This is a genomic window from Streptomyces sp. NPDC008163 (assembly GCF_042956885.1).
In the GTDB taxonomy this organism is placed as follows: Bacteria; Actinomycetota; Actinomycetes; order Streptomycetales; family Streptomycetaceae; genus Streptomyces; species Streptomyces drozdowiczii_A.
This window is the reverse complement of the sequence record NZ_JBIBHG010000001.1, coordinates 991,926-1,017,279: the sequence shown is the minus strand read 5'-3', so window position 1 is coordinate 1,017,279 and position 25,354 is coordinate 991,926. Positions and strand designations below refer to the sequence as shown.

Genomic DNA, 25,354 nt, shown 5'->3' with positions numbered 1-25,354 from the left:
TTCTACGAGCCCCCGGTGGGGCGTACGGCGGGCGCATGGGGTCCCGGGGCCCGCGCACCCTGTGCGGCGGTGCGGGTCAGCCGCCGAAGTTCCAGGCGACGACGCCGTTTCCGGTGACCAGGAAGGCGAGGACCAGCAGGTCGGCGACGCCGAGCGCGAGGCCGAGGAAGGCGCGGCCGCGCCGGTTCGTGGCGCGGGCCAGGGCCACGATCGCCATCACGATGGCGGCGGGACCCAGCAGGATGTTCATCACCAGCAGCCCGACGAGGCCCAGCACGAACGAGGCGACGGCGAGCCCGTCGGCGTCCCGGCGGGAGCGCGGGGCGGCTTGCACGGGGGCGCTCACCGGGAACCCCGCGCCCGCTCGCGTACGGCGAAGACCAGCAGCCAGCAGCCGATGAGGGCGCCGAGGGCGAGCGACAGCGGAAGCGGGATCTGGGCCACCGCTCCCAGTGCGATCCCCAGCAGGAGCAGGGCGGCGACAAGGACGATCATGTTCGGCCTTTCGTGTGCGGATGGCGTGCGCCAGGAGCATTCAGAGTACGACTGTTCACTGACTCTTGAGTCTAAACCTGCTCACCCCTTCCCCGCTCCGGAGAACAGTTGTTTACTGAATGGCATGAGTCACATCGCCGGGGTCCGCCAGAACCAGAAGCTGAAGACGCGCCAGGCGCTCCTGGACGCCGCCCTCGGGCTGCTGGCGGAGCAGAGCCTGAGCAGCCTCGGGCTGCGCGAGGTGACCCGGGCGGCCGGCATCACGCCCACGGCCTTCTACCGGCACTTCGAGAGCGTGCCCGCACTCGGCGTGGCCCTGGTCGAACAGACCCTGGGCAGCCTGCACGGCATGATCGGCGCGATACTCGCGGAGACGGGCGACAGCGAGGTCCGGCTCGACCGCAGCGTGGAGCTGATACGGCGTCACGTACGGGAGCAGCCCGCGCACTTCCGCTTCATCGCGCGGGAGCAGCACGGCGGGGTCGGCCCGGTCCGCGAGGCCATCGCGGCGCAGCTGCGGCTGTTCGCCGAGGAGGTGGCGGCGGCCCTCGCGGCGGAGCCGGGCTCCGGGGGCTGGGCCGAGGAGGACCTGTTGATGCTGGGCGGCCTCTATGTGGACCACATGGTGATCACCGCGTCGGCCCTGCTGGACGCGGGCCCGGCGGACGACGAGCGGGTGGCCCGCACGGCGGGGCGCCGGTTGCGGCTCATCGCACTCGGCGCCCTGCACTGGCTCGACGAACCGGCCCAGGGCGCCTGAGAAGGGGGCCCGGGAGGGTCAGTCGCGCGGGGCGCGGGCGAGCTGGCGGGACTGGGCGACCAGACGGTCGGCGCTGTCCCAGACGTCCGCGTCCTCCTCCAGGAAGCCGCCCGCCAGATTGCGGGTGGTGATGGAGACGCGGAGCGGGCCCGGGGCGGGGCGGCAGCGGATGTGCGTGGTGAGCTCGATGGTGGGGGTCCAGCCCTTGAGCCCCAGCTCGAACGAGGTCGGGGGCAGGGCGTCCACGGTGAGCAGCAGCGAGAGCGCGTCGGGGTCGCGGCCGTCCGCCAGACCGAACCAGCCGCGCATCTCGCCCTTGCCGGAGGGCTGTCCGATCGCCCAGCCGATGGTCGCCGGGTCCAGCTTGATGTCGAGCCGGTCGGTGATCGCGGAGCTGCCCGGGATCGGCGCCGGTCCGTCGCCGGGACCGAGGCAGTGCTCGCGCGGCGGGATGGCCGGCGGCTTCGCGGCGGTGCGGATGTCGTCGGTGAGCGCGTCCAGGTCGCCGTAGGTGGCGAGGACGCGGATGCGCTCGACCTCGGTGCCGTCCTCGGCGTACTGGAAGAGCGACGCCTGACCGGTGGAGAGGGTGCGGCCGGTCCGGACGGCCTGGGTCCGGATCACCGCCGGGCCGGGCACGGAGGCGGTGAGGTAGTGCGCGGAGACGGAGAACGGGTCCGCGTGCGGCAGGGCCTCGCCGAGCGCGCGGCCCAGCATCGCCAGCAGGTATCCGCCGTTGACGGCGTGGATGATCGTCCAGCCCGCCGAGAGCTCCGCGTCGTAGACGCCCTCTTCGCGCAGGGTGACCGCGGTGTCCCGGTCGAACTCGCTGTCCCCGATGGTTGCCTGTGCCATGGTCGCACCGTACACCGATTGTATTACTGAGCGGTAGCTTTTTGTGCTCCCGAGTAGCTCACCCCTCGTCCGCCCGCGCCGAGCGCCGGTTGTAGGCGCGCGGGGCCCGCCAGTGGAAGCGGAGCGCGAGCAGCCGCAGCACGAACGCGGTGATCACGGCCGCGCCGCTGGTCAGGGCGTTGAGCGCGTCGAAGCGGATGCAGAGCACGGTCATGGCGGCGCCCACCATGGCGGGCACCGCGTACAGGTCGCGGTCCCAGCGCAGCAGCGACGGCACCTCGTTGGCCAGGACGTCCCGCAGCACACCGCCGCCGACCGCCGTGGCCAGGCCGAGCGCCGCCGACGCGGTGAGGCCGAGCCCGTAGTCGTACGCCTTCACCGTGCCGGTGACGCAGAAGAGGCCGAGACCGGCCGCGTCGAACACGTTCACGCCGACCTGGATGCGCTCCACGTGCGGATGGAGGAAGAAGACCAGGCCCGCGGCGAGCAGCGGGGTGGTGAAGTACCCCAGATCCGTGAAGGCGGCGGGTGGCACCGCCCCGATGATCAGGTCACGGAAGAGCCCTCCGCCCAGCGCGGTCACCTCGGCGAGCACCGCGATGCCGAAGACATCGAAGTTCTTGCGTACGGCGAGCAGGGCGCCCGAGATCGCGAAGACGAAGATCCCCACGATGTCGAGCGCGTGCTGGACGGAGGGCGTGAACAGTTCGTTGAGCACCGGGCAATTGTGCCCGTACTACTCCTTCGTACCGTCCGGGGCGGGTTCGGCGGGTTCGGCGGCCTTCGCGGGCTCCTCGGGCGCCTCGGCCGCGGACTCCTTCACGGGCTCCTTCGCGGGCGCCTGCCGGACCGTGATGACGTCCGCGACCAGCGGGGCGTCGCCCGGCACCTGGTCCTCGCCGTTCTCCGGGTGGTGGCAGGCCACCTGGTGCCCGGTCTTCATCTGGAGCAGCGGCGGCTCGGTCGTCCCGCAGACCTTCGTCGCCTTCCAGCACCGGGTGTGGAAACGGCAGCCGGCGGGCGGCGAGATCGGCGACGGCACATCGCCCTTGAGCAGGATGCGGTCGCTCTTGGCACCGCGCCGGCGCGGGTCCGGCACGGGCACCGCGGACATCAGCGCCTTGGTGTACGGGTGCATCGGCGCCTCGTACAGCGACTTGCGGTCCGCCAGCTCGACGATCTTGCCGAGGTACATGACCGCGATCCGGTCCGAGACGTGGCGGATCACCGACAGGTCGTGCGCGATGATCATGTAGGTGAGCCCGAGCTCGTCCTGGAGGTCGTCCAGCAGGTTCACCACCTGCGCCTGGATCGACACGTCCAGCGCGGAGACCGGCTCGTCCGCGACGACCAGCTTCGGCTTGAGGGCGAGCGCGCGGGCGATGCCGATGCGCTGACGCTGGCCGCCGGAGAACTCGTGCGGATAGCGGTTGTAGTGCTCGGGGTTGAGCCCGACCAGCTCCAGCAGCCGCTGGACCTCCGCCTTCACCCCGCCCTCGGGCTTGACGCCCTGGAGCCGGAAGGGCGTGGAGACGATCCCGCCGACCGTGTGGCGCGGGTTCAGCGAGCCGTACGGGTCCTGGAAGATCATCTGGATGTCGCGCCGCATCGGCCGCAGCCGTCCGGCGGACAGGTGGGTGATGTCGCGGCCCTGGAACTCGACCTTGCCGCCGGTCGGTTCGAGGAGCCGGGTCACCAGCCGCCCCATGGTCGACTTGCCGCAGCCCGACTCGCCGACGACGCCCAGGGTCTCCCCGGGGCGCACGTCGAAGGTGAGGCCGTCGACCGCCTGGACCGCGCCGACCTTGCGCTTCAGCACGCCCTTGGTGATCGGGAAGTGCTTGACCAGGCCGTCCACCTTGAGGAGCGGTTCGGGGCCGGACCCGTCCGACCCGGCCGCGGCGGGCGCGGGAGTCTTCTTGTTCAGCTCAGTCACAGCTTCGGCGCAATCTCTTCGGTCCAGATCCGGTCGCGCTGCTCGGGCGACATGTGGCACGCGGAGAAGTGCCCGTCGCCGACCTGCCGCAGCTCCGGACGCTCGGTGCGGGTGATGTTGTCGGGCGGGACGTCGGCGTACGGGCAGCGCGGGTGGAAGGCGCAGCCCGAGGGGACGTTGATGAGACTGGGCGGCGAGCCCTTGACGGGGATCAGCCGCTCGGTCTGCTCCCGGTCGATCCGCGGCATCGAGCCGAGCAGACCCCAGGTGTACGGGTGCTGGGGCTCGTAGAACACCTTCTCGGCGGAGCCGCGCTCCACGCACCGTCCCGCGTACATCACGAGGATCTCGTCCGCGATCTCGGCGACGACACCCAGGTCGTGGGTGATCATGATGACCGCCGAGCCGAACTCCTTCTGCAGATCCCGGATCAGGTCCAGGATCTGCGCCTGGACGGTGACGTCGAGGGCGGTCGTCGGCTCGTCGGCGATGAGCAGCTGCGGGTTGTTGACCAGGGCCATCGCGATCATCGCGCGCTGGCGCATGCCGCCGGAGAACTGGTGCGGATAGTCGTCGAACCGGCGGTGCGGCTCAGGGATGCCGACCCGGTCGAGCATCTCGACGGCCCGCTTCTTGGCGGCCTTCTTGTCGACCTTGTGGTGGACCCGGTGGGCCTCCACGATCTGCGCGCCGATCGTGTAGTACGGGTGCAGGGCGGACAGCGGGTCCTGGAAGATCATGGCCATCTTCTGGCCGCGCAGCCTCCGGACGCGCTCGGCGCCCGAGCCGATCAGCTCCTCGCCGTCGAGCCAGATCTCGCCGCCGATCCGGGCCCGCTCCGAGGTGTGCAGGCCCATGACCCCCAGCGAGGTCACGGACTTGCCGGAGCCCGACTCGCCGACGATGCCGAGGGTCTTGCCTGCCTCCAGGTCGAAGCTGACGCCGTCCACGGACTTGACCAGGCCGTCGTCGGTGTCGAAGTGGACCTGGAGGTCGCGTACGGAGAGGAACGGCCGGCCGTCGCCCGGGCGGGGGGCCGGGACGCTCTCTGCCGTCTGGGAGTCCTTCTTGGTCGCGCCGCTCATGAGAGCCTCACCCGGGGGTCGATCGCGGCGTACACGAGGTCCACCAGCAGGTTGCAGATGACGATGAAGAAGGCCGCGACCAGGGTCACGCCCATCACCTTGGGCAGGTCGGCGGTGGTCACGCCCTGGATCGCGAAGGCGCCCAGCCCCTGGAAGGAGAAGACGCGTTCGGTGATGACCGCGCCGCCGAGGAGCAGCGCGAAGTCCATGCCGAAGATGGTGACCAGCGGGGTGAGCGCGGACCGCAGCCCGTGCTTGACGACCACCTTGCGTTCCTGGAGGCCCTTGGCGCGCGCGGTCCGGATGTAGTCCTCGCTCATGGTCTCCAGCATCCCGGCCCGGGTGAGCCGGGCGTAGAGCGCGGAGTACAGCAGGGCGAGGGTGCACCAGGGCAGGACCAGGCTGCCCGCCCAGGCGACCGGGTCCTCGGTGATGGGCACGTACTCCCCGTTGCCGAAGAGCGCCAGGACCACCAGGCCGGTGAAGAACATCGGGAGGGAGACGCCGGCGAGGGCGACGCCCATGGAGAGGCGGTCGAAGAGCGAGCCCCGCTTCAGCGCGGAGACGACGCCGATCGCGACACCGGAGATCACCCAGATGACGGCGGCACCGACGGCCAGCGAGAGCGTGACCGGGACCCGGTCCACGAGCTGCGGCCAGATCTCGGTGTGCGTCTTGAACGAGTAGCCGAAGCACGGGGCGTTGCACGTGACGGGGTCGGGGCCGAACTGGTACTGGGCGCCGACCACGATGCCCTTCACGAAGTGCCAGTACTGGAGGTACAGGGGCTGGTCGAGCCCCAGGTTCTTCTTGACCGCGGCGATGACGTCGGGGTCCGGGCTCTTCCCCACGTACTGGGCGGCCATGGAGTCGAGGGTCTGCCCGCCGAGGCGGGGCACCAGGAAGAAGATCGCGAACGTGACTGCGCTGACCACCAGCAGCAGCAACACCGCGGCGAATACGCGTCGGATGATATACGCAGCCACAGCCGTGCGGCGCCGGGCGGGTGGGGCGGGAAACCCCGCCGCCCGGCGCCTTCACCTGCCTTTCAGGGGATGCTTTTGATGAACAGGCGCTACTTGCTGGACGACATGAGCACGTAGTCGTACATGCCGAGGTACGCGTCGGTGACGGTGACGTTCGCCGCGGAGGCCGGGCGGTACAGCAGGTTCTTGCGGTAGAAGAGGGGAACGACCGAGGCGTTCTCCATGACCTTCTGGTCGACCTCGCCCCACGTGGCGTTGCGCTGCGTGGTGTCGACGGTCCCGATGCCCTTGACGAGGAGTTCGTTGATCCCCTTGTCGTTCAGCTCCATCAGGTTGGTGCCGCCGGAGGGCTTGATGGCCGAGCCGTTGACGATCTGGTCGAGGAAGCCGAAGCCGGTCGGCCAGTCGGCGCCCCAGGCCATCATCATCATGCCCGCGTTGTTCTTGTGGACCCAGGCCGGGACACCGGCGAAGTCGGTGAAGTACTTGTCCGCCGGGAACTGCTTGATCTCGGCGGTGACGCCGATGGCCTTCAGGCTGTTCTGGAGCTGGGTGGCGGCGGTGACCTCGTCAGGACGGTCCGAACGGGCCGTCAGCGTGGTCTTGAAGCCGTCCGGGTGACCGCACTTGGCCAGGTGCTCCTTGGCCTTGGCCGCGTCGCCCTTGCTGCCCTCGGTCGGGTACAGGTCGAACTTCTTGTAGCCGGCGACGGTCGGGGGGATGACCGTGCTCGCCGGGTCGCCCTTGACCGGGCCGCCGATCGAGTCGATCATGCTCTGCTTGTCGACCGCGTACTGGACGGCCTTGCGGCACTCGATGTTGTCGAACGGCTTCACGTTGACGTTCAGCGCGAGGTACTGCAGGGCGCCGGCGTACGGGTTGTCCGTCTTCGCCTTCTCCGACGCCTTGACCAGGACCTTGGGCTGGGTCTTGGACTGCAGACCCGTGCCCGCGATGTCCGCGGTGGTCTCGTCGTTGAGCAGGTGCTCGTCGACCGTGGTGGGGTTGACGTTGAACTTCAGCTCGATCCGGTCCGGCAGCGCCTTGCGGATCGGGTCCGACTTCGGGTCCCACTCCGGGTTGCGGACCAGGGTCGCGCCCTTGCTCTCGTCGTACTTCGAGAACTTGTAGGGGCCCGAGGAGACCATCTTCTGGACGTAGCTGGCGCCCGTGTCGGCCTTCTGCTGGACCGGCGCGGTCTGCGAGAACGCGGCCAGGTAGTCCATGTCCGCGAACGGCTTGTTGAGGTGGAAGACGATCGTGTACTTGTCCGGGGTCTCGATGGACTTCAGACCCGCGGTGGACTTGTCCTTGTACGGACCCTTGTACTTGTCGCCGCCCTCGAGGTAGGCCTTGAAGTACGTCGGGCCGTTGGACAGGGCCTCGGGCGCGAAGTTGGAGCGCTCCACGGCGTACTTGACGTCCTGCGAGGTGATCTCGGAGCCGTCCTCGAACTTCACGCCCTTACGCAGCGTGTACGTCCAGGTCTTCGCGTCCGCGCTCGCCTTGCCGAGACCGGTGGCGAGGTCGGGGACGACCTTCAGGCTGTCCTTGCCGGCGGCCGGCTGGAAGGTCACCAGCGAACGGGCGTACAGGCGGGAGAAGTTCTGCACCCAGCCGTAGTACGTGTTGCCGGGGTCCAGGGAGTCCGGGCCACTGGAGTGCTCGTAAGTGACCGTCCCGCCCTTCTTGTCGCTGGCGTTGACGATGCTCGTCAGGCCGGCGTCGGCCTTGGCGTTGCCACCGCCGCCGCCCTTGCCGCTGCCTCCGTCGGAGTCCTTGCTGCACCCCGTGGCGGCGAGCGACACCGCGATGGCGACGGCTATGAGCGCCGCTGTCTTCTTGTTCTGCATGCTGAGGAAAGCCCCCTCGCTAGTCCTGTGCGGCACTGCCGCGATTACTTGCCACGAGGGTCGAGTGCGTCACGCAGCCCGTCCCCCAGCAGGTTGAAGGCCAGCACGGTGATGAAGATCGCCATGCCGGGAATGACCATGAACATCGGGTCCACCTCGTAGAGGTCGACCGCCTGCGTGAGCATGCCGCCCCAGGAAGCCTGCGGCGGGGCGATGCCGACGCCCAGGAAGGACAGGGCCGCCTCGAAGAGGATGTTCGTGGGGATCAGCAGGGTCGCGTACACGAGGATCGGCGCGACCAGGTTGGGCAGCAGTTCGCGGAAGAGGATGAACGGACCGCGTGCGCCCAGCGAACGGGCGGCCTCGACGAACTCGCGCTCGCGGAGCGACAGCGTCTGCGCGCGCACGATGCGCCCGATGTAGGGCCAGCTGAAGAAGCCGATCACGAAGATCAGGACCGCGATCCGCAGCGTGAGCCCTTCCATTCCGAAGGCGTTGCCCTGGAGGGACGCGGAGATGGAGATCGCGAAGAGCAGCAGCGGAAAGGCGAGGAAGGTGTCCATCAGCCGGCTGATCAGGCTGTCCACCCAGCCGCCGTAGAACCCGGCCACGACACCCATGACGACGCCGATGGCGACGGAGAGCAGGGTGGAGCCGACGGCGACGACCAGCGAGACCCAGGAGCCTTCGAGGATGCGCGCGAAGATGTCGCGGCCGGTCTGCGGTTCGACACCGAACGGGTGGTCCCAGCTGATCCCGCCCAAGCTGCCCTTGGGGGCCAGCATGACGGGGTCGACCAGGCTCTGGTTGAACGCGTTGGGGTCGAGCCCCAGCAGCGACTGGAGCGGCTTGGACAGCACCGCGGTCAGGATCAGCAGGACGACAACGATGCCACCGGCCATCGCGGCCTTGTCCCGCTTGAACCGGGTCCAGGCGATGCGGCCGAGCGAACGGCCCTCGATCTCCTTGCGGCCCGCGCCTTCCAGCACCGCTTCGGGCTGCGTATCCGCCCTGGTGGTCTCGATAGGTGCCGTCATTGCGCTGGAGACCCCTCTCGACCGGCGGTGGCCGGCCCGTGACCGCCGCGGTAGCGGCTCGTACATAGCTAGTTGCGTGGGAGTCTTCAGCCAGTTCGCGCACACCCGCCAGACCTGGCGGGGAATGTTTGCTCAAACGTGATGACGTCAGAATGCAACCGATATCCGAACAGCCGGACTCGGCAATCGGGCCTCCCGGTCACAAAACGGCGATTACGAACACTTCGCACGCGAACGCCGAAGTGCCCGCAATGCCCCCGATATGCCGGGAACCTGACGCGGGATCAGCAAACGGGGTCAGTACGCGGGGCTCTGCGGGTAGCCGTAACCGGGCGCGGCGTGCGCCTCGCGGTCGTAGAAGGGCCGGGAGTTGGCGCGCAGCCACATCGCGACCGGGTCGTACTCGTCGGACATCGCGACCGTGGAGACCGGCAGCCCCTCGGGGACGGCGCCGACCGACTGGCGCATCATCGCGCGCACCGCGTCGACGGACGGCCTGCTCGTGTCGTACAGGTCGAGACCGACGGCGAGGTACGGGACGCCCAGCGCGGGCTGCACCCAGGCGCGGCGCAGCGAGCGGATCGCGGGGGTGTGGTGGGCGTTCTGCGTGAGCTGGGCGTAGAACTGCGGGATGTCGACGGCGGGTTCGCTGATCCGCAGCGGCCCGGCGGGCATCCGGTCGAGGCCGGTCGCGATGCGGCGCAGGTCCAGCCAGGGGATTCCGACGCCGCCGCCCGGGGCGTGCGGATTGAGCCAGACGCCCCAGCGGTCGGGGTAGAGGGCGCGCGCGACGTCCAGCCCGGCGACGACCTCGTGGTCCCGGCTCCAGCCGCTGGCGGTGAGCTCCTGGGGGGAGGTGACGCAGGGGGCGTAGCCGAGGCCTTCGACCTCCATGTTCCCGTACTGGGCGTCGGGGGCGCCGGGGCGGCCGTGCCAGAGGAGCATCCAGACCCGGCCGGCCGCGAGGGCCTGGAGCAGCGCCTCGTAAGCGTCGTAGCGGCCGGGCGCGACCTGTCGCAGCATGTGCTCGACCTGACCGGCCGCCGCGGTGCCTGACGCACTCACCCTGGTCCCGCCCCTCGTTGATCCTCTGCTTCGGCCACCGGGCATCGGCCTTCGGCCATCAAACCAGCTTATGCGGCCGCGCTGTCACCGGCTTGACGCGGCGGCCGCCCCCCGTCACTCCGGGGCGCGCGTGTAGAAGGGCCGCACCCGCTCGCGCATCCAGTCGGCGACCGGGTCCTGCGCCACGTCGAGGAGGACGAGGTTGACCGGCCACGGCACCGCGACGCGACCCAGCGCCCGGCCCAGGGCGTCCATCGGGGCGCTCTGTCCGGCGCCGTCCCAGGTGGAGAACTCGACGCCGACGAAGAGCACCGGGTCGTCGCCCTCGATGCTGGCCAGGACCCGGCGGGCGGTGCGGACGACGCCGCTCTCCTGGAACTCGCCGGCGGCGGCGGCCAGGAAGTCGACGGGCTCCTCCTTCCAGTCCGGCTCGTACAGCCGGACCCGGCCCCCGGTCGCCGGGCCGTCGAGCGGGGTGCGCCCGGCCCGGCACAGTTCGGCGACGGCGGGCGGGGGCAGCGGCAGGCCGACCGCGCCGCCCGGGTTGACGGCGATGCCCAGCTGCGGGGGCAGTCCGCGGGCGAACTCGGCGGCCGGGGCGATGGTGAAGGACATCTGCGCCCCGACGCAGCTGAGGAACTGGTGCTCGGAGCTGTAGACGGGGACGTAGGCGGCGCCGTCGATCTCCATCGCCGGCAGGTCCAGCTCACCGGCGGCGGGCCCGCCGCCGTTGGGAAGGGGGACCCAGACGTGGCTGCGGCCGAGCACCTCCAGCAGGCGGCCGCCCGCCTCCGGCGTGCCGAGCGAGGCGCCCAGCACCTCTTCGAGTTCATTGGCCGGCCAGCCGCCCTGCGGCAGGCTCCCGGTCTGTGCCGGAATGTCCACTGCTTCCCTCTCGCCCCGTTGCCGTGCAGCAAGAGGGTACGGCCTCGGTGGTCCTCCGTCGCTCCCCGGGGCCGCCCGGAAAACACTCGTTCCCGGCTACCGTCCAGCCGTTGGACGGTCCGTTTTCAGCCGTCGGTCTGTGCGTCTGCGAACGTGATGCGGGTAAGGGCCCCGGCCGCCTCGCGGTCGAGCAGCACCGCCGAGGCGCAGCCGTGCGGCAGCAGTCCGGCCTCGGTGTCGCGCAGCAGCCGCCGCACGGCTCTGCGGTGCCGGGCGAAGGCGTACGCGGAGACGCCCCGGCCGCGCTCGCGCTGCCCCTCGCGCGCGGTCCGGGCGGAGACGTCGAGCAGGACCAGATGCAGGCCGGTGCCCCGGCGCCGGGCATGGCGGGCGAGCAGGGTGCGGACCCAGCTCTGCGTACCGCAGTCGTGGACGACGGCCGAGGCGCCGGAGCGCAGCACCCGCCGCAGCCCCCAGTAGTGGGCGAGGCGGACGAGCGGGCGGTAGAGGACGTACGGGAGTAAGCCGGGCAGCCGGCGGGCCCAGCGGTCGCGGGTGTCCTGGGAGTCGACCGCGTGCGCCGGTGCGGTGCGGGAGATCAGCGTCGACTTGCCGCTGCCGGGGAGCCCGGAGACCACCACCACGTCCCCGGCGGCGAAGCGGAGGGCGCGCGGGCCGCGCCCGGACCGGCCGCGCAGGTCGCGGACGACGGGCGGATGGGTGCCCACCGCCTGCCGGGGCGGTGAGCCGGACTGCGCGGGCAGCGTGGTGCTCGTGGTTCCCGCGGTCGTGGCGTAGCGCAACGTCATCGCCTCCCCCTGGCCGTACGGCCGACGCGTGCAGGACCGATACCTACCCCTGAAGTGTAAAGAAAAGGTAATGCGAGGCAACCGTCCGACCCGCCGCGGAAGCGTGACGGGCTCCACCGGTCCCGGCGCCCCACTCCCCCGGAATGCGTGCGATGATGACCCCGCCAACTGCATACAGGCCGCTTGAATCCGCGCGGGAGAGTCCCGGTCACCGTGCCGGGCGCCGAAGGAGCAAGATCCTCCCTTGAATCTCTCAGGCCCCGTACCGCGTGGATGAGGCAGATCTGAAAAGCGAGCCGCCCGGCGGCTCCACCCAAGGTGCAAGCCGAACCCCGGTGGGGTCTCTCGGCGAACCTCTCAGGTTCCGATGACAGATGGGGAGGGATCGTCCTCACCGTCGTCATGCCCTGGGAGCCCGTTTCATGAGCAGCACCCCTCGTCTCACTGCCCTCGATGCGCTGCATCGTTCGCTGGGCGCCACCATGACCGACTTCGCGGGCTGGGACATGCCGCTGCGCTACGCCAGCGAGCGCGACGAGCACAACGCCGTCCGCACGAAGGCGGGCCTCTTCGACCTGTCCCACATGGGCGAGATCACGGTCACCGGCCCGCAGGCCGTGGACCTGCTGAACTACGCGCTGGTCGGCAACATCGGCACGGTCTCCACCGGCCGGGCCCGCTACACGATGATCTGCGCCGAGGACGGCGGCATCCTGGACGACCTGATCGTCTACCGCCTCCAGGACACGGAGTACATGGTCGTCGCCAACGCCGGCAACGCCCAGCTCGTCCTGGACACGCTGACCGAGCGCGCCGCCGGCTTCGACGCCGAGGTCCGCGACGACCGCGACGCCTACGCGCTGCTCGCCGTCCAGGGTCCCGAGTCCCCGGCGATCCTCGCGGCCGTGACCGACGCCGATCTGGACGGCCTGAAGTACTACGCCGGGCTGCCCGGGGTGGTCGCCGGGGTGCCCGCGCTGATCGCCCGTACCGGCTACACCGGCGAGGACGGCTTCGAGCTGTTCGTCGCGCCCGGCCACGCCGAGCAGCTGTGGCAGGCGCTCACCGACGCGGGCGCCGCGCACGGCCTGATCCCGTGCGGCCTGTCCTGCCGTGACACGCTGCGCCTGGAGGCGGGCATGCCGCTGTACGGGCACGAGCTCACGACCTCGCTGACCCCGTTCGACGCCGGGCTCGGCCGGGTCGTGAAGTTCGAGAAGGACGGCGACTTCGTCGGCCGCAAGGCGCTGGAGGCCGCCGCGGAGCGCGCCGCGACCGCCCCGCCGCGCAAGCTCGTCGGCCTGCTCGCCGAGGGCCGCCGGGTGCCGCGCGCCGGCTTCCCGGTCGTCGCGGACGGCCGGGTCATCGGCGAGGTCACCTCCGGGGCCCCCTCCCCCACGCTGGGGAAGCCGGTCGCCATGGCGTACGTCGACGCGGCGCACGCCGAGCCGGGCACCGCCGGAGTCGCGGTGGAGATCCGAGGCAGCCACGAGCCGTACGAGGTCGTGGCGCTCCCCTTCTACAAGCGCAAGAAGTAGAACCGTAGGACCCGGCCGGTGCCGCATACGTGACGCGGTCCCGTCTCACACCGTAAGACCATCGTTCATCCGCACTCCCCGCGTACAGGAGAATTCAGACCATGAGCAACCCCCAGCAGCTGCGGTACAGCAAGGAGCACGAGTGGCTGTCGCCCGCCGAGGACGGTGTGGCCACGGTCGGCATCACCGAGCACGCGGCCAACGCGCTCGGTGACGTCGTCTACGCGCAGCTCCCCGAGGTCGGTGACGCGGTGACCGCGGGCGAGACCTGCGGCGAGCTGGAGTCGACCAAGTCGGTCAGCGACCTGTACTCCCCGGTGACCGGTGAGATCACGGAGTCCAACCAGGCCGTCGTGGACGACCCGTCGCTGGTCAACTCCGCTCCGTTCGAAGGCGGCTGGCTGTTCAAGGTACGCGTCGCGGAGGAGCCGAAGGACCTGCTCTCCGCCGACGAGTACACCGAGTTCTCCGGCAACTGAGACCCCAAGGGACCACCTGATGTCGCTTCTCAACTCCTCCCTCCACGAGCTGGACCCGGACGTCGCCGCCGCCGTCGACGCCGAGCTCCTGCGCCAGCAGTCCACGCTCGAAATGATCGCCTCGGAGAACTTCGCTCCGGTCGCCGTCATGGAGGCACAGGGCTCCGTCCTGACCAACAAGTACGCCGAGGGCTACCCCGGCCGCCGCTACTACGGCGGCTGTGAGCACGTCGACGTCGTCGAGCAGATCGCGATCGACCGGATCAAGGCGCTCTTCGGCGCCGAGGCCGCGAACGTCCAGCCGCACTCCGGTGCGCAGGCGAACGCCGCCGCGATGTTCGCGCTGCTGAAGCCGGGCGACACGATCATGGGCCTGAACCTGGCGCACGGCGGTCACCTGACCCACGGCATGAAGATCAACTTCTCCGGCAAGCTCTACAACGTGGTCCCGTACCACGTCGACGACACCGGTGTCGTGGACATGGCCGAGGTGGAGCGCCTGGCCAAGGAGGCCAAGCCGCAGCTGATCGTCGCCGGCTGGTCCGCGTACCCGCGCCAGCTGGACTTCGCCGCCTTCCGCCGCATCGCGGACGAGGTCGGCGCGTACCTGATGGTCGACATGGCGCACTTCGCCGGTCTGGTCGCCGCGGGCCTGCACCCCAACCCGGTGCCGCACGCCCACGTCGTCACCACCACCACGCACAAGACCCTCGGCGGTCCGCGCGGCGGTGTGATCCTCTCCACCCAGGAGCTCGCCAAGAAGATCAACTCGGCGGTCTTCCCGGGTCAGCAGGGCGGTCCGCTGGAGCACGTGATCGCGGCCAAGGCGGTCTCGTTCAAGGTCGCGGCGGGCGAGGAGTTCAAGGAGCGCCAGCAGCGCACCCTGGAGGGCGCCCGCATCCTGGCCGAGCGCCTGGTCCAGCCCGACGTCACCGAGGTCGGCGTCTCCGTCCTGTCCGGCGGCACCGATGTGCACCTGGTCCTGGTGGACCTGCGCAACTCCGAGCTGGACGGCCAGCAGGCCGAGGACCGGCTCCACGAGATCGGCATCACGGTCAACCGGAACGCCATCCCCAACGACCCGCGCCCGCCGATGGTCACCTCCGGCCTGCGGATCGGCACCCCGGCCCTGGCCACCCGCGGCTTCGGCGCCGAGGACTTCACCGAGGTCGCCGAGATCATCGCCTCGGCCCTCAAGCCGTCCTACGACGCGGACGACCTGAAGGCCCGGGTCGCGAAGCTCGCCGAGAAGTTCCCGCTGTACCCCGGCCTGAAGTAGCCGGTCCGGCGCATTCGCGCCTCCGGGAGGGGCACCCGCACACTGAACAGTGGGCGCGGTGCCCCGTCCCTTGTCCCCCGCTTTGTCTCATGCACTCCGGGCCGTCCCGCCCGTACCGCACCACCCGGCAGACAACGGCGTCTACCAACCCTGAGGAGTTCCCCGTGGCCATCTCGGTCTTCGACCTGTTCTCGATCGGCATCGGCCCGTCCAGCTCCCATACGGTCGGCCCCATGCGCGCGGCCCGTATGTTCGCGCGCCGGCTGAAGAACGAGGGCCTGCTCGCCCACACCGCCTCGGTCCGCGCCGAGCTGTACGGTTCCCTCGGCGCCACCGGCCACGGCCACGGCACCCCGAAGGCGGTCCTGCTCGGTCTGGAGGGCGAGTCCCCGCGCACCGTCGACGTGGAAACGGCCGACGAGCGGGTCGAGGCGATCCGCTCCACCGGCCGGATCAACCTGCTCGGGATGCACGAGATCGACTTCGACGCGGACGAGCAGCTGGTCCTGCACCGCCGCAAGGCGCTCCCGTACCACGCCAACGGCATGACCGTCTTCGCGTACGACGCCGAGGGCGCCCCGCTCCTGGAGAAGACGTACTACTCGGTCGGCGGCGGCTTCGTCGTGGACGAGGACGCCGTGGGCGAGGACCGGATCGTGCTCGACGACACGGTCCTGAAGTACCCCTTCCGCACCGGCGACGAGCTGCTGCGCCTCGCCCGCGAGACCGGGCTTTCGATCTCCTCGCTGATGCTGGAGAACGAGCGCGCCTGGCGCACCGAGGAGGAGATCCGCTCCGGGCTCCTGGACATCTGGCGCGCCATGCAGGCGTGCGTCTCGCGCGGCATGTCCCGCGAGGGCGTCCTCCCCGGCGGCCTGCGGGTGCACCGCCGCGCCGCGAAGACCGCCCGCCAGCTGCGCGCGGAGGGCGATCCCCAGGCGCACGCCATGGAGTGGATCACCCTGTACGCGATGGCGGTCAACGAGGAGAACGCGGCGGGCGGCCGCGTGGTCACCGCCCCGACGAACGGCGCGGCCGGCATCATCCCGGCCGTCCTGCACTACTGGATGAACTTCGCCGCGGGCGGCTGCACGGAGGCCGAGAAGGAGGACGGCATCGTCCGCTTCCTGCTGGCCGCGGGCGCCATCGGCATGCTGTTCAAGGAGAACGCCTCCATCTCCGGCGCCGAGGTCGGCTGCCAGGGCGAGGTCGGCTCCGCCTGCTCGATGGCCGCCGGCGCCCTCGCCGAGGTCCTGGGCGGCAGCCCGGAGCAGGTGGAGAACGCCGCCGAGATCGGCATGGAGCACAACCTGGGCCTGACCTGCGACCCGGTCGGCGGCCTCGTCCAGATCCCCTGCATCGAGCGCAACGGCATGGCCGCGGTGAAGGCGGTCACGGCGGCGAAGATGGCGCTGCGCGGCGACGGCAGCCACAAGGTCTCCCTCGACAAGGTCATCAAGACGATGAAGGAGACCGGCGCCGACATGAGCGTCAAGTACAAGGAGACGGCCCGGGGCGGTCTCGCGGTGAACATCATCGAGTGCTGAGGGTCCCGGAAATCCGGTAAAGGGGGGTGTCCCCGGTTCGATAGGATGCAAAACGGCCTGCGACAGAGGCACCGGCACCTTAGAAACTGGGAGCATCCGACGATGACTCGACACCTGATCACCAGCGCGCTTCCCTACATCAATGGGATCAAGCACCTGGGGAACCTGGTCGGGTCGATGCTCCCGGCGGACGTCTATACGCGGTATCTGCGCCAGCGGGGCGAGGAGGCGCTGTACATCTGCGCCACCGACGAGCACGGCACCCCGGCGGAGCTGGCCGCGAAGGCGGCCGGGCTGCCGGTCGCCGAGTTCTGCGCGCAGCAGCACGACGCGCAGAAGGCGGTCTACGACGGGTTCGGGCTCGCGTTCGACTACTTCGGGCGCAGCTCCTCCGCCGAGAACCGCGACATCACCCAGCACTTCGCCCGCAAGCTGCACGAGAACGGCTTCATCGAGGAGCGGGCGATCCGCCAGGTCTTCTCGATCGCCGACGACCGCTTCCTGCCGGACCGCTACATCGTCGGTACGTGCCCGCACTGCGGGTACGACAAGGCGCGCGGCGACCAGTGCGAGAACTGCACCCGCGTGCTGGACCCGACGGACCTGATCGAGCCGCGCTCCGCGATCAGCGGCAGCAGCGAGCTGGAGGTCCGGGAGACCAAGCACCTCTTCCTCCTCCAGTCGAAGCTGTCCGGCGAGGTCGAGGCGTGGATCGACGAGACCAGCGACGAGTGGCCGCACCTGGCCTCCTCCATCGCTCGCAAGTGGCTCACCGAGGGCCTGCACGACCGGTCGATCACCCGTGACCTGGAGTGGGGCGTGCCGGTCCCGGCCGACACCTGGCCGGAGCTGGCGGCCGAGGGCAAGGTCTTCTACGTCTGGTTCGACGCCCCCGTCGAGTACCTCGGGGCGACGAAGGAGTGGGCGGACCAGGAGCCGGAGACCCGGGACTGGAAGTCCTGGTGGTACGAGGCGTCCGACGTCCGGTACACGCAGTTCATGGCCAAGGACAACGTCCCGTTCCACACGGTGATGTTCCCGGCGATGCAGATCGGCACCCGGGAGCCGGTCAAGCGGGTCGACCACGTCAAGGCGTTCAACTGGCTGAACTACTACGGCGGCAAGTTCTCGACGTCGCAGCAGCGCGGCATCTTCTCCGACACGGCCCTGGAGCTGCTGCCCGCGGACTACTGGCGCTACTTCCTGATGGCGCAGGCCCCCGAGTCGGACGACACGTCGTTCACCTGGGAGCTGTTCGCCACCTCGGTCAACAAGGACCTGGCCGACACCCTCGGCAACTTCGTGAACCGGGTGCTGTCCTTCTCGCGCAAGCGGTTCGGTGACGAGGTCCCGGCGGGCAAGGAGGCCGGGGAGGCCGAGCGGAAGCTGGGCGAGGAGATCGCGCGGCTGCTCGCGGAGTACGAGGGCCACATGGAGGCGCTCCAGTTCCGCAAGGCGGCCCAGGCCCTGCGCGCGCTGTGGAGTGCGGGCAACTCCTACCTGGAGGAGAAAGCCCCCTGGCTGGAGATCAAGACCGACCAGGACGGCGCCGCGCTCACCCTGCGCACCGCGATGAACCTGATCCACCTGTACGCGGTCGTCTCGGAGCCGTTCATCCCGTCGTCCGCGCGGGCCATGCGCGAGGCGTTCGCCCTGGCGGACGACACGGCGACGTGGGTGAGCGCCGACGAGGCCCGCGCCCTGGCGTCCGTACCGGCCGGGACCGCGTTCACGGTGCCGCCGGTGCTCTTCGCCAAGATCACCGACGAGGACCTGGAAGCGTGGCGCTCGCGCTTCGGCGCCCAGTAGCCCTCGCAGTCGTACGTCGTCGCCCGGCCGGGTCCTCCCGGCCGGGCGACTTCGCGTTCCCGGGCCCTCGCCGAGTCCGTTCCGGCCCGGCTCTTCGACCCGCCGCCGCTCCCGGCGGGCTCCGGCTGCAACTGACCGGCTCGAAGGGGCGCTCACCGAATCAGCCGGACGGCTCCCTGGCCGCCCGACGCGCGGGCGGCCCAGGAGTAAGCCAACTGCTCACAACCGCGCAGGAGTTCATGTCGATCACACATTTTCGGTCACCTGCTCCTTCCCTCCTCTGCTCGCGGGGAGTTCACTGGACGTGACGAGTGGTGACGCGACCGCCGCGCACGTCAGGCGGCGCGCTGCCCCGGGCCAGGCTCCGGCCGCCCGGTCCGCGCGGAGGAAAGAGGACAGTCATGCCAGCCGCCCCTCCCCCCGGCACGCCCACGGCGTGATCCGGCCGTGCGGGCCGCGCACGGCCGTCCGGAGCGGCCGGCCGGGTTTCCCGCGACGACCGCCTGCCGCGCCCACGCCGGAGCGCCGGCGCGGCGGGCGTCGTCGCGGCGGGCGTCGTCGCGGCCGGCCCGTGATCCCACCGCACTCCCGCCGCGCCGGTACGGGCCGCTGCCGCACGACCCCGGGAACGTCCGCCATTCGTCGTCGCGCGTTCCTTGTGCGCGTATCCGTCTCGCGCATCCCCCTGCCCTGTTCTTATCGTCACGACGAGGTGCACCATGAGCAAGATCGCGCTTCCCGAATTCCACATGCCGTTCGAAAGTGCGGGATGTCATCCGGGAGTTGAGAAGACGAAGAAGGCCGCCTGGGAATGGGCGGAGGCCAGTGAACTCGTCCTGTCACCCGTGGCCGTGAAGAAAATGATCAGAACCCGCCCGGAGCTCTGGATCTCGCTGATATTTCCCCGGGCCTCGCAGAAACATCTGGACCTGTTCTGTCAGTGGCTCTTCTGGGCCTTCCTGGTGGACGACGAGTTCGACGACGGCCCGGCCGGACGCGACCCCCGGCTGTGCGAGAGCGCGATCGGGCGTCTGGTGGACGTCCTGGACGGGATGCGGGCGCCCGTCGGCCGCATGGAGCACGCGCTGGACGAGCTGCTCGCCCGGACCTGCGTGGACCGCCCGGCGCACTGGGTGCGGCAGTTCCGGCGGGACACGGCGGCGTGGCTGTGGACGTACTACGCGGAAGCCGTGGACCGGGCGGCGGGACATGTGCCGAGCACCGCCGACTTCGTGAAGCACCGCCGCGATTCCGTGGCGATGCAGCCGTTCCTGGATCTGCACGAGATCACCGCCGGAATCGACCTCCCGGAATCCGCCCGGAGCCTGCCCGCCTATATCGCGCTGCGCAATGCGGTGGCCGACCATTCCGGGCTCTGCAACGACATCTGCTCGTTCGAGAAGGAGGCGGTGCTCGGATACGAGCACAACACCGTGCGGCTGCTCCAGCGCGACCGGGGCTGCTCGCTCCAGGAGGCGGTGGACGAGGCGGGAATTCTGCTCGGCCGTATCGCCGACCGGGTCCAGCGCGCCGAGAAGGAACTCGTACAGGAGATCGAGGCGGCGGGCATCGAGGGCCCGACGCGCGTCGCCCTGGAGCGCTGTGTCCAGGACTACCGGGGGCTCGTACGGGGGGACTTCGACTACCACGCCCGGGCCGAGCGCTACACCCGTCCGGAGCTGACGGAGATCGAGGAGGACGGCTCGATGTCCCGGAATTTCGCGGCCTGACGGGCCGGAGCGGGGGCGGGCGGGACGGGGGCCGGGACCGGGGCGCGGGGCCGCGTCGGCGATTTCCGGACTTTTCTCGTCGCGCCGGGCCCCCGCGCCGCCGCGGGGGCCGGGAAGGCCGCCGGTGGCCGGAACCAGCGGCCCCGGCGCCTGTCCCGGATCAGCCCTTGCGCTGCGCGACTTTTGCTCAGCCCTTGTTCTGCGCGGCCCAGAACTCGTCGAACGTGAGGAGCCCGTCGCCGTTCGCGTCGTGGGAGTTGATCACGGCCTGCGCGACCGGCTCGGTGACGTACGGGTCACCCAACTGGGCCATGACGCTCGTGTACTCGGCGGCCGAGATCAGCCCGTCGCCGTTCAGGTCGTACCGCTCGAACGCCTTGCGCGCCGACTCGATGTCCGCCACTGTTCCGCCCCTTCGTATGCCTGTCTGACGAGAGTCAGATTATCGGGCGCCCCGGGCGGCCCACGACGCGGCGGGGGTCGACGGTCCGGGGCGCGCGGTCCACATCGTGGACGATCAATGGATCATGCGCGGATACCGATGAATATTCATGGATTTCCAGGCGAGTGACCCAACACACCTGCGTTTCCTCCATGAAATGTCCATAAATGCCGGGTAATGCGATGTATGCGGCTTTGGCTGGGGAGTCTTCCGTCTGTCATAGTCGATGACACGACCCCCATTGACCCGGGCCAGGTCGTCATGAGCGGCCGTGAACACACCCCCCATTTCACGGTCCCCCCACAGAAGCCCCCGAGGCGCCGCACCACGGCCGACACGGGGGCTTCTGTCTGCCCGGGGCGGCCGTGCGGAACGGGGTCAGCGGTCGGAGATGCGCATCTCGAACCAGGTGGTCTTGCCCCGGGGTAAGAGGTCCACGCCCCAGCGGTCGGAGAGCTTGTCCACGAGCATGAGGCCCCGGCCGCTGATGTCCATCTCACGGACCGGCATGAGGCACGGCAGCCCGCGCGAGGGGTCGCGCACCTCGATCCTGATCCAGCCCCGGCGGCGCAGCATGCGCAGCCCGAAGACCCGGGCCCCGGTGTGCCGCACGGCGTTGCCGACGAGCTCGGAGACGAGCAGGACGGCGTGCTCGGCGGCCTGCGAGGAGAGCGCCCACTGATGCAGGACGACGCACGAGGTGAGCCGGCGGGCCGTGGCCGCGGACTCCGGGCGGGAGGGCAGCCGGACTTCTTCCTCCGTCGGGTTTCCGAACAACTCCAGCGCTTTGAACGCCTGTTCGTCCTCGACGGCCGGCAATCTCCGTGCCGCTGTCGCGCTGCTGCGCGGTCGCGGCTGCTCCACACCCTCCAGGCCCGCCATGCACACCATCATGGCCGCACAGCGGGCCTTCCGGGGCCGTTCCGGGGGAATACGCGACCCGTAATCAGTCGTTCCGCGAGGGCCGTCCGGCATATGCCATGGGCACTACGCCATCGAAAACAGCCCGTCTGACCTGCGAAAACAATCCATCCGGTCGGGTTCTCCGGCACCTCCCGCGCAACGGTTCTTAAGGTTGCCTTAAGGTTTTGCTAATCCGCCCGCACGGATGAACGCGCCGGTTTCCGTTCTCCACCGGCGTTCGGTCGGGGCTTCAACCAACCCCCGGTCAGAGGAATTTCGCCTTGCCCGGACCCTCCTCCACGAAGCTGCGCATCCCGCGCTCCCGGTCCTCCGTGGCGAACAGACCGGCGAACCACGTCCGTTCGATCGTGAGGCCCGTGTCGATGTCCGTCTCCAGTCCGGCGTCGACGGCCTCCTTGGCCGCGCGCAGCGCCAGCGCCGGGCCCTTGGCCAGCTCGGCCGCCCAGGCGTGCGCCTGCTCGTACACCTCGGCGGCGGGCACCACACGGTCCACGAGCCCCATCGTCAGGGCCTCGTCCGCCCGGACGTGGCGGCCGGTGAAGATGAGGTCCTTGGCCTTGGCGGGGCCGACCAGGCGGGCGAGCCGCTGGGTGCCCCCGGCGCCCGGGATGAGGCCGAGCAGGATCTCCGGCTGGCCGAGCTTGGCGTTGTCCCCGGCGATGCGGAAGTCCGCGCAGAGGGCCAGTTCGCAGCCGCCGCCGAGCGCGTAGCCGGTGACGGCCGCGACGACGGGCTTGGGGATGCGGGCGACGGCGGTGAAGGAGTCCTGGAGGGCCTTGGAGCGCAGCACCATGGCCGCGTGGTCCATCGCCTGCATCTCCTTGATGTCCGCGCCCGCCGCGAACACCTTCTCGCCGCCGTAGAGCACCACGGCGCGCACGTCGTCGCGCCGGGACGCCTCTTCGGCGAGCTCGCGCAGCCGGTCCTGGGTCGCCACGTCCAGGGCGTTCATCGGCGGACGGTCCAGGCGGATGGTGCCGACGCCGTCGCGTACTTCGAGGGTTACGGTCATGGGGTGCAGGTTAACCAACGCTAACCGCGGGCGGTACGGGCCGGGGGCGGTGCCGTGCGTCACGGCGGACGCGGGCGGGCCCGGCACCGTGGATCTCGGTGCCGGGCCCGCCGGGGTGTGAGGGGGGGTGGAGCTACTTGGTCCACTCCGACCAGCTCATGTTCCAGCCGTTGAGGCCGTTGTCCGGGCTGATGGTCTTGTCGTGGGAGTTCTTCACGACGACGACGTCGCCGATGAGCGAGTTGTTGAAGAACCAGGCCGCCGGGGTGGAGGAGCTGCCGCCGCCGCGCACGTCCTGGAGGCCGACGCAGCCGTGGCTGGTGTTGGCGTTGCCGAAGACCCCGGAGCCGCCCCAGTAGTTGCCGTGGATGAAGGTGCCCGAGGTGGACAGGCGCATCGCGTGCGGCACGTCCTTGATGTCGTACTCGCCGCCGAAGCCGACGGTGTCGCCGTTCATCCGGGTCACCCGCAGCTTCTCGCTGATGACCATCTGGCCGTTGTACGTGGTGGTGGCCGGGGCGCCCGCCGAGATCGGGATGTCCTTGATCTGCTTGTCGTCCCGGACGACCTTCATCCGGTGCGTCTTCGCGTCGACGGTGCTGACCTGGCTGCGGCCGACGGTGAAGGAGACGGTCTTGGCCTGCTTGCCGTAGACCCCGGGCCGGCCCTCGACGCCGTCGAGGTTGAGCCGCACGGTCACCTTGGTGCCGGCGGCCCAGTACTGCTCGGGGCGGAAGTCCAGGCGGTCGTTGCCGAACCAGTGGCCCTCGACGGGGACGGCCGGCTCGGCGGTCACCTTGATGGCCTTCTCGACGGCCGCCGGGTCGGTGATGCCGCGCGTGAAGTGGATGGAGACCGGCATGCCGACGCCGACCGTCGAGCCGTCCTCCGGGGTGTACTGCCCGATGAAGGTGTTCTTGGGGACGAGCGTGGTGAAGGAGGTGTCCTTCGCGGACTCACGGCCCTTGGCGTCCTTGGCCACCGCGTGGACCTTGTACTTGGTCGCCGATGCCAGGTGCTGGTCGGGCACCCAGCTGGCGCCGTCCGTCGCGATCTTCCCCTCGACCTCGCCGCCCTTGGCGTCCGAGACCTTGACGACCGTCAGCTTCCCCTGCGCGGCGGTGATCTTCAGCGCACCGCTCGTCGCGACGTCGTCGGTCCCGTCCTTGGGCGCCACGGTCACCACGGCCTGCGAGGCGCTGGTGTCCTGGTCCTTGACCCCGCCCGCCTTGCCGTCCGCGCTCCCCGCGTCGGCGTCTCCCCCACCGCAGGCCGTCACCAGAAGCAACAGCGCACCCACCGCCAGGGCCGGCAGACCGGTGGCTCCCCGCAGCCGCCGCCTGCCGCCCGTCCCGGCCGATGTCCCCGATATCGGCTGCCCGTTCAATGTGGTCGTCTCCCCTCACACGGCCTGGCCCCGCCAAGGCCCGGGGAACCCGTGGGTTCCCGCCCCCGCGCACTGCACACGTGCGCTCAGCAGAGAGATAATCACACCGACTGCGGGCAGATCCTCTCGGAATTGTCACCGTTCCGTCCCAAGTGGCGCCGGGGCGTGGCCGACCCGCTAGCGGAGCGCGGAACCCGCCCTCCACTTGGCCCAGTCCAGGTTCCAGCCGCTGAGTCCGTTGTCCGGAGCGACCGTCTTGTCCGGGGAGTTGACGACCTCGACCACGTCCCCGATGAGGGTCCGGTCGAAGAACCAGCCGGCCGGGGTCGAGCCGCTGCCGCCCTGGACGTCACGCAGCCCGATGCAGCCGTGGCTGACGTTGGTGGAGCCGAAGACGTCCTCGTCGGACCAGTAGTTGCCGTGAAGGAAGGTGCCGGACCTGGTCAGCCGGATGGCGTGCGGCACGTCCTTGATGTCGTACTCGCCGCCGAAGCCGACGGTCCGCCCGTCCATCCGCGTCACCTCGTGCATCTCGCTCACCACCATCTTGCCGTTGTACGTGGTGGTCGTCGGCGAGCCGGCGGTGACCGGGACCGTGGAGACCAACTGCCCGTCCCGGCGCACCTCCATGGTGTGCGCGGCGGAGTCCACCCGGGAGATCTGCTCCCGGCCCACCGTGAAGCGCACGGTCTTGCGCTGGCTGCCGTACACCCCCGGCGCGCCCTCCACATCGGCCAGCCCGATGTCCACCGTGACCTCGGTGCCGGACTGCCAGTACTCCTCGGGGCGGAAGTCCAGGCGGCTCTTCCCGAACCAGTGCCCCGCCACGGCCACCGGCGGATCGGCGGTCACCCGGATCGCCCGCTCCACCGCCGCCCGCCGGGTGACGGGCCGGTTGAACTCGAAGGAGACGATCATCCCGGTGCCGACGGTCGAGCGGTTCTCCGGCTTGAAGTAGCCGATGAAGCGGTCCTTGGGGACGGCGGTGGTGAAGGTGGTGTGCCGGGCCGCGCGGTGACCGCCGCCGTCCACCGCGACCGCGTCGACGCTGTACTTGGCGGCCAGACCCAGCCGCGCCCCCTTCGCCGGTGCCCAGGAGTGGCCGTCCTCGGCGATCCGGCCGGGCACCTCCTGCTCCTGCGCGTCCTCGATCCGCCGCACCCGGACGCTCTCCAGCCGCCCGTCCGGGACCTCCACCCCGACCCGGGTGTCCGCCCGGACGTCCTCGGCCCGGTCGGCGGGCGTGACCCGGATGGCCTCCTGCGGCTTTCCCTTCCCGCCGATGAACGAGCCGGCGCCCGAACAGCCCGTCAGCACGGCCAGCAGCGCCAGTACGGCGAGCAGGCACCGCGCGGGCGGCGGGGCGAACGGACGCGTCCCTGCCTTCTTCGCTACGTCAGTCATGTCCCCCCAACGACGCGGGCCGCCCGGGGGAAACGTG

At 70.3% G+C, this 25,354-nt stretch carries 24 protein-coding genes and 1 riboswitch; of the genes, 7 read left to right on the top strand and 17 right to left on the bottom strand.

Translation table 11 applies throughout. The annotated features are described in order from the left end of the window. Positions 1-76 precede the first annotated feature (76 nt). Together ACFZAT_RS04775 and ACFZAT_RS04770 are read right to left on the bottom strand one after the other, a co-directional pair. The gene (locus ACFZAT_RS04775) at positions 77-346 is read right to left on the bottom strand and encodes a DUF4190 domain-containing protein (protein ID WP_391259939.1); all 270 of its coding nucleotides are present in this window, start codon (positions 344-346) and stop codon (positions 77-79) included. Further along, positions 343-495 carry a hypothetical protein gene (locus ACFZAT_RS04770; protein ID WP_391259937.1) on the bottom strand — a complete coding sequence of 51 codons (153 nt, stop codon included), beginning with the start codon at positions 493-495 and terminating at the stop codon, positions 343-345. The genes ACFZAT_RS04775 and ACFZAT_RS04770 overlap by 4 nt, the downstream gene beginning before the upstream one ends. A 124-nt stretch (positions 496-619) precedes the next feature. Between ACFZAT_RS04770 and ACFZAT_RS04765 the strand changes: the two genes are divergently transcribed. Continuing rightward, entirely contained in the window at positions 620-1,255 is a 636-nt protein-coding gene (locus ACFZAT_RS04765) for a TetR family transcriptional regulator (RefSeq protein WP_391259934.1), read from the top strand. An 18-nt stretch (positions 1,256-1,273) separates the two neighbouring features. Here ACFZAT_RS04765 and ACFZAT_RS04760 read toward each other — a convergent pair whose 3' ends face one another. The 10 genes from ACFZAT_RS04760 to ACFZAT_RS04715 form a co-directional block, all read right to left on the bottom strand. Next, positions 1,274-2,110, bottom strand: coding sequence for an acyl-CoA thioesterase domain-containing protein (locus ACFZAT_RS04760; RefSeq protein ID WP_391259931.1), 837 nt, complete (start codon positions 2,108-2,110; stop codon positions 1,274-1,276). Positions 2,111-2,168: 58 nt separating this feature from the next. Further along, positions 2,169-2,828, bottom strand: a complete 660-nt coding sequence (locus ACFZAT_RS04755) for a TRIC cation channel family protein (protein ID WP_391259928.1) — start codon at positions 2,826-2,828, stop codon at positions 2,169-2,171. 18 nt (positions 2,829-2,846) lie between these two features. Further along, the gene (locus tag ACFZAT_RS04750; RefSeq protein WP_391259925.1) at positions 2,847-4,046 is read right to left on the bottom strand and encodes a dipeptide ABC transporter ATP-binding protein; all 1,200 of its coding nucleotides are present in this window, start codon (positions 4,044-4,046) and stop codon (positions 2,847-2,849) included. Beyond that, on the bottom strand, positions 4,043-5,131 hold the full coding sequence (locus tag ACFZAT_RS04745) for an oligopeptide/dipeptide ABC transporter ATP-binding protein (protein ID WP_391259924.1): 1,089 nt from the start codon (positions 5,129-5,131) through the stop codon (positions 4,043-4,045). Before ACFZAT_RS04745 ends, ACFZAT_RS04750 begins: the two co-directional genes overlap by 4 nt. Continuing rightward, positions 5,128-6,117 (bottom strand): ABC transporter permease subunit, encoded by a 990-nt coding sequence (locus tag ACFZAT_RS04740; RefSeq protein ID WP_391259922.1) that lies wholly within the window; start codon positions 6,115-6,117, stop codon positions 5,128-5,130. The genes ACFZAT_RS04745 and ACFZAT_RS04740 overlap by 4 nt, the downstream gene beginning before the upstream one ends. A gap of 89 nt (positions 6,118-6,206) precedes the next feature. Beyond that, complete coding sequence (locus ACFZAT_RS04735) at positions 6,207-7,970, bottom strand: ABC transporter substrate-binding protein (protein ID WP_391259919.1); 1,764 nt, start codon at positions 7,968-7,970, stop codon at positions 6,207-6,209. A gap of 44 nt (positions 7,971-8,014) precedes the next feature. Next, positions 8,015-9,007: an ABC transporter permease subunit gene (locus tag ACFZAT_RS04730; RefSeq protein WP_391259916.1), complete on the bottom strand. Its 993-nt coding sequence runs from the start codon at positions 9,005-9,007 to the stop codon at positions 8,015-8,017. Between the two features lie 297 nt (positions 9,008-9,304). Continuing rightward, complete coding sequence (locus tag ACFZAT_RS04725; protein WP_391259913.1) at positions 9,305-10,072, bottom strand: enhanced serine sensitivity protein SseB C-terminal domain-containing protein; 768 nt, start codon at positions 10,070-10,072, stop codon at positions 9,305-9,307. Between the two features lie 114 nt (positions 10,073-10,186). Then, on the bottom strand, positions 10,187-10,957 hold the full coding sequence (locus ACFZAT_RS04720) for an enhanced serine sensitivity protein SseB C-terminal domain-containing protein (protein WP_391259910.1): 771 nt from the start codon (positions 10,955-10,957) through the stop codon (positions 10,187-10,189). Between the two features lie 125 nt (positions 10,958-11,082). Further along, positions 11,083-11,766, bottom strand: coding sequence for an AAA family ATPase (locus ACFZAT_RS04715; protein WP_391259908.1), 684 nt, complete (start codon positions 11,764-11,766; stop codon positions 11,083-11,085). A 184-nt stretch (positions 11,767-11,950) separates the two neighbouring features. Then, positions 11,951-12,044: riboswitch (glycine riboswitch) on the top strand. 144 nt (positions 12,045-12,188) lie between these two features. On the opposite strand from ACFZAT_RS04715, the gene gcvT reads away from it, so the two are divergent. The 6 genes from gcvT to ACFZAT_RS04685 all read left to right on the top strand — a co-directional run bounded on the left by gcvT (position 12,189) and on the right by ACFZAT_RS04685 (position 20,148). Further along, positions 12,189-13,304, top strand: coding sequence for a glycine cleavage system aminomethyltransferase GcvT (gcvT, locus tag ACFZAT_RS04710; protein WP_391259905.1), 1,116 nt, complete (start codon positions 12,189-12,191; stop codon positions 13,302-13,304). Positions 13,305-13,405: 101 nt separating this feature from the next. Further along, a complete protein-coding gene (gene gcvH, locus ACFZAT_RS04705; protein ID WP_391259902.1) occupies positions 13,406-13,783 on the top strand; it encodes a glycine cleavage system protein GcvH in 378 nt (125 codons plus the stop codon). Positions 13,784-13,802: 19 nt separating this feature from the next. Next, positions 13,803-15,062, top strand: a complete 1,260-nt coding sequence (gene glyA / locus ACFZAT_RS04700) for a serine hydroxymethyltransferase (RefSeq protein WP_391259900.1) — start codon at positions 13,803-13,805, stop codon at positions 15,060-15,062. Between the two features lie 164 nt (positions 15,063-15,226). Beyond that, positions 15,227-16,609 (top strand): L-serine ammonia-lyase, encoded by a 1,383-nt coding sequence (locus ACFZAT_RS04695; RefSeq protein ID WP_391259898.1) that lies wholly within the window; start codon positions 15,227-15,229, stop codon positions 16,607-16,609. A gap of 102 nt (positions 16,610-16,711) precedes the next feature. Next, a complete protein-coding gene (metG, locus tag ACFZAT_RS04690) occupies positions 16,712-18,418 on the top strand; it encodes a methionine--tRNA ligase (RefSeq protein ID WP_391259895.1) in 1,707 nt (568 codons plus the stop codon). Between the two features lie 749 nt (positions 18,419-19,167). After that, the gene (locus ACFZAT_RS04685; RefSeq protein WP_391260274.1) at positions 19,168-20,148 is read left to right on the top strand and encodes a terpene synthase family protein; all 981 of its coding nucleotides are present in this window, start codon (positions 19,168-19,170) and stop codon (positions 20,146-20,148) included. 187 nt (positions 20,149-20,335) lie between these two features. Here the strand turns inward: ACFZAT_RS04685 and ACFZAT_RS04680 are convergent, their stop codons facing one another. From ACFZAT_RS04680 to ACFZAT_RS04660, 5 genes are all read right to left on the bottom strand, one after another. Continuing rightward, positions 20,336-20,551: an EF-hand domain-containing protein gene (locus tag ACFZAT_RS04680; protein ID WP_391259892.1), complete on the bottom strand. Its 216-nt coding sequence runs from the start codon at positions 20,549-20,551 to the stop codon at positions 20,336-20,338. A gap of 417 nt (positions 20,552-20,968) precedes the next feature. Beyond that, on the bottom strand, positions 20,969-21,484 hold the full coding sequence (locus tag ACFZAT_RS04675) for an ATP-binding protein (protein ID WP_026171446.1): 516 nt from the start codon (positions 21,482-21,484) through the stop codon (positions 20,969-20,971). A gap of 274 nt (positions 21,485-21,758) precedes the next feature. Then, the gene (locus ACFZAT_RS04670) at positions 21,759-22,526 is read right to left on the bottom strand and encodes an enoyl-CoA hydratase-related protein (RefSeq protein WP_391259888.1); all 768 of its coding nucleotides are present in this window, start codon (positions 22,524-22,526) and stop codon (positions 21,759-21,761) included. Between the two features lie 133 nt (positions 22,527-22,659). Further along, positions 22,660-23,913, bottom strand: a complete 1,254-nt coding sequence (locus tag ACFZAT_RS04665; protein WP_391259886.1) for an Ig-like domain-containing protein — start codon at positions 23,911-23,913, stop codon at positions 22,660-22,662. Between the two features lie 177 nt (positions 23,914-24,090). Continuing rightward, positions 24,091-25,317, bottom strand: coding sequence for an Ig-like domain-containing protein (locus ACFZAT_RS04660; RefSeq protein ID WP_391259883.1), 1,227 nt, complete (start codon positions 25,315-25,317; stop codon positions 24,091-24,093). Between the last annotated feature and the right edge of the window lie 37 nt (positions 25,318-25,354).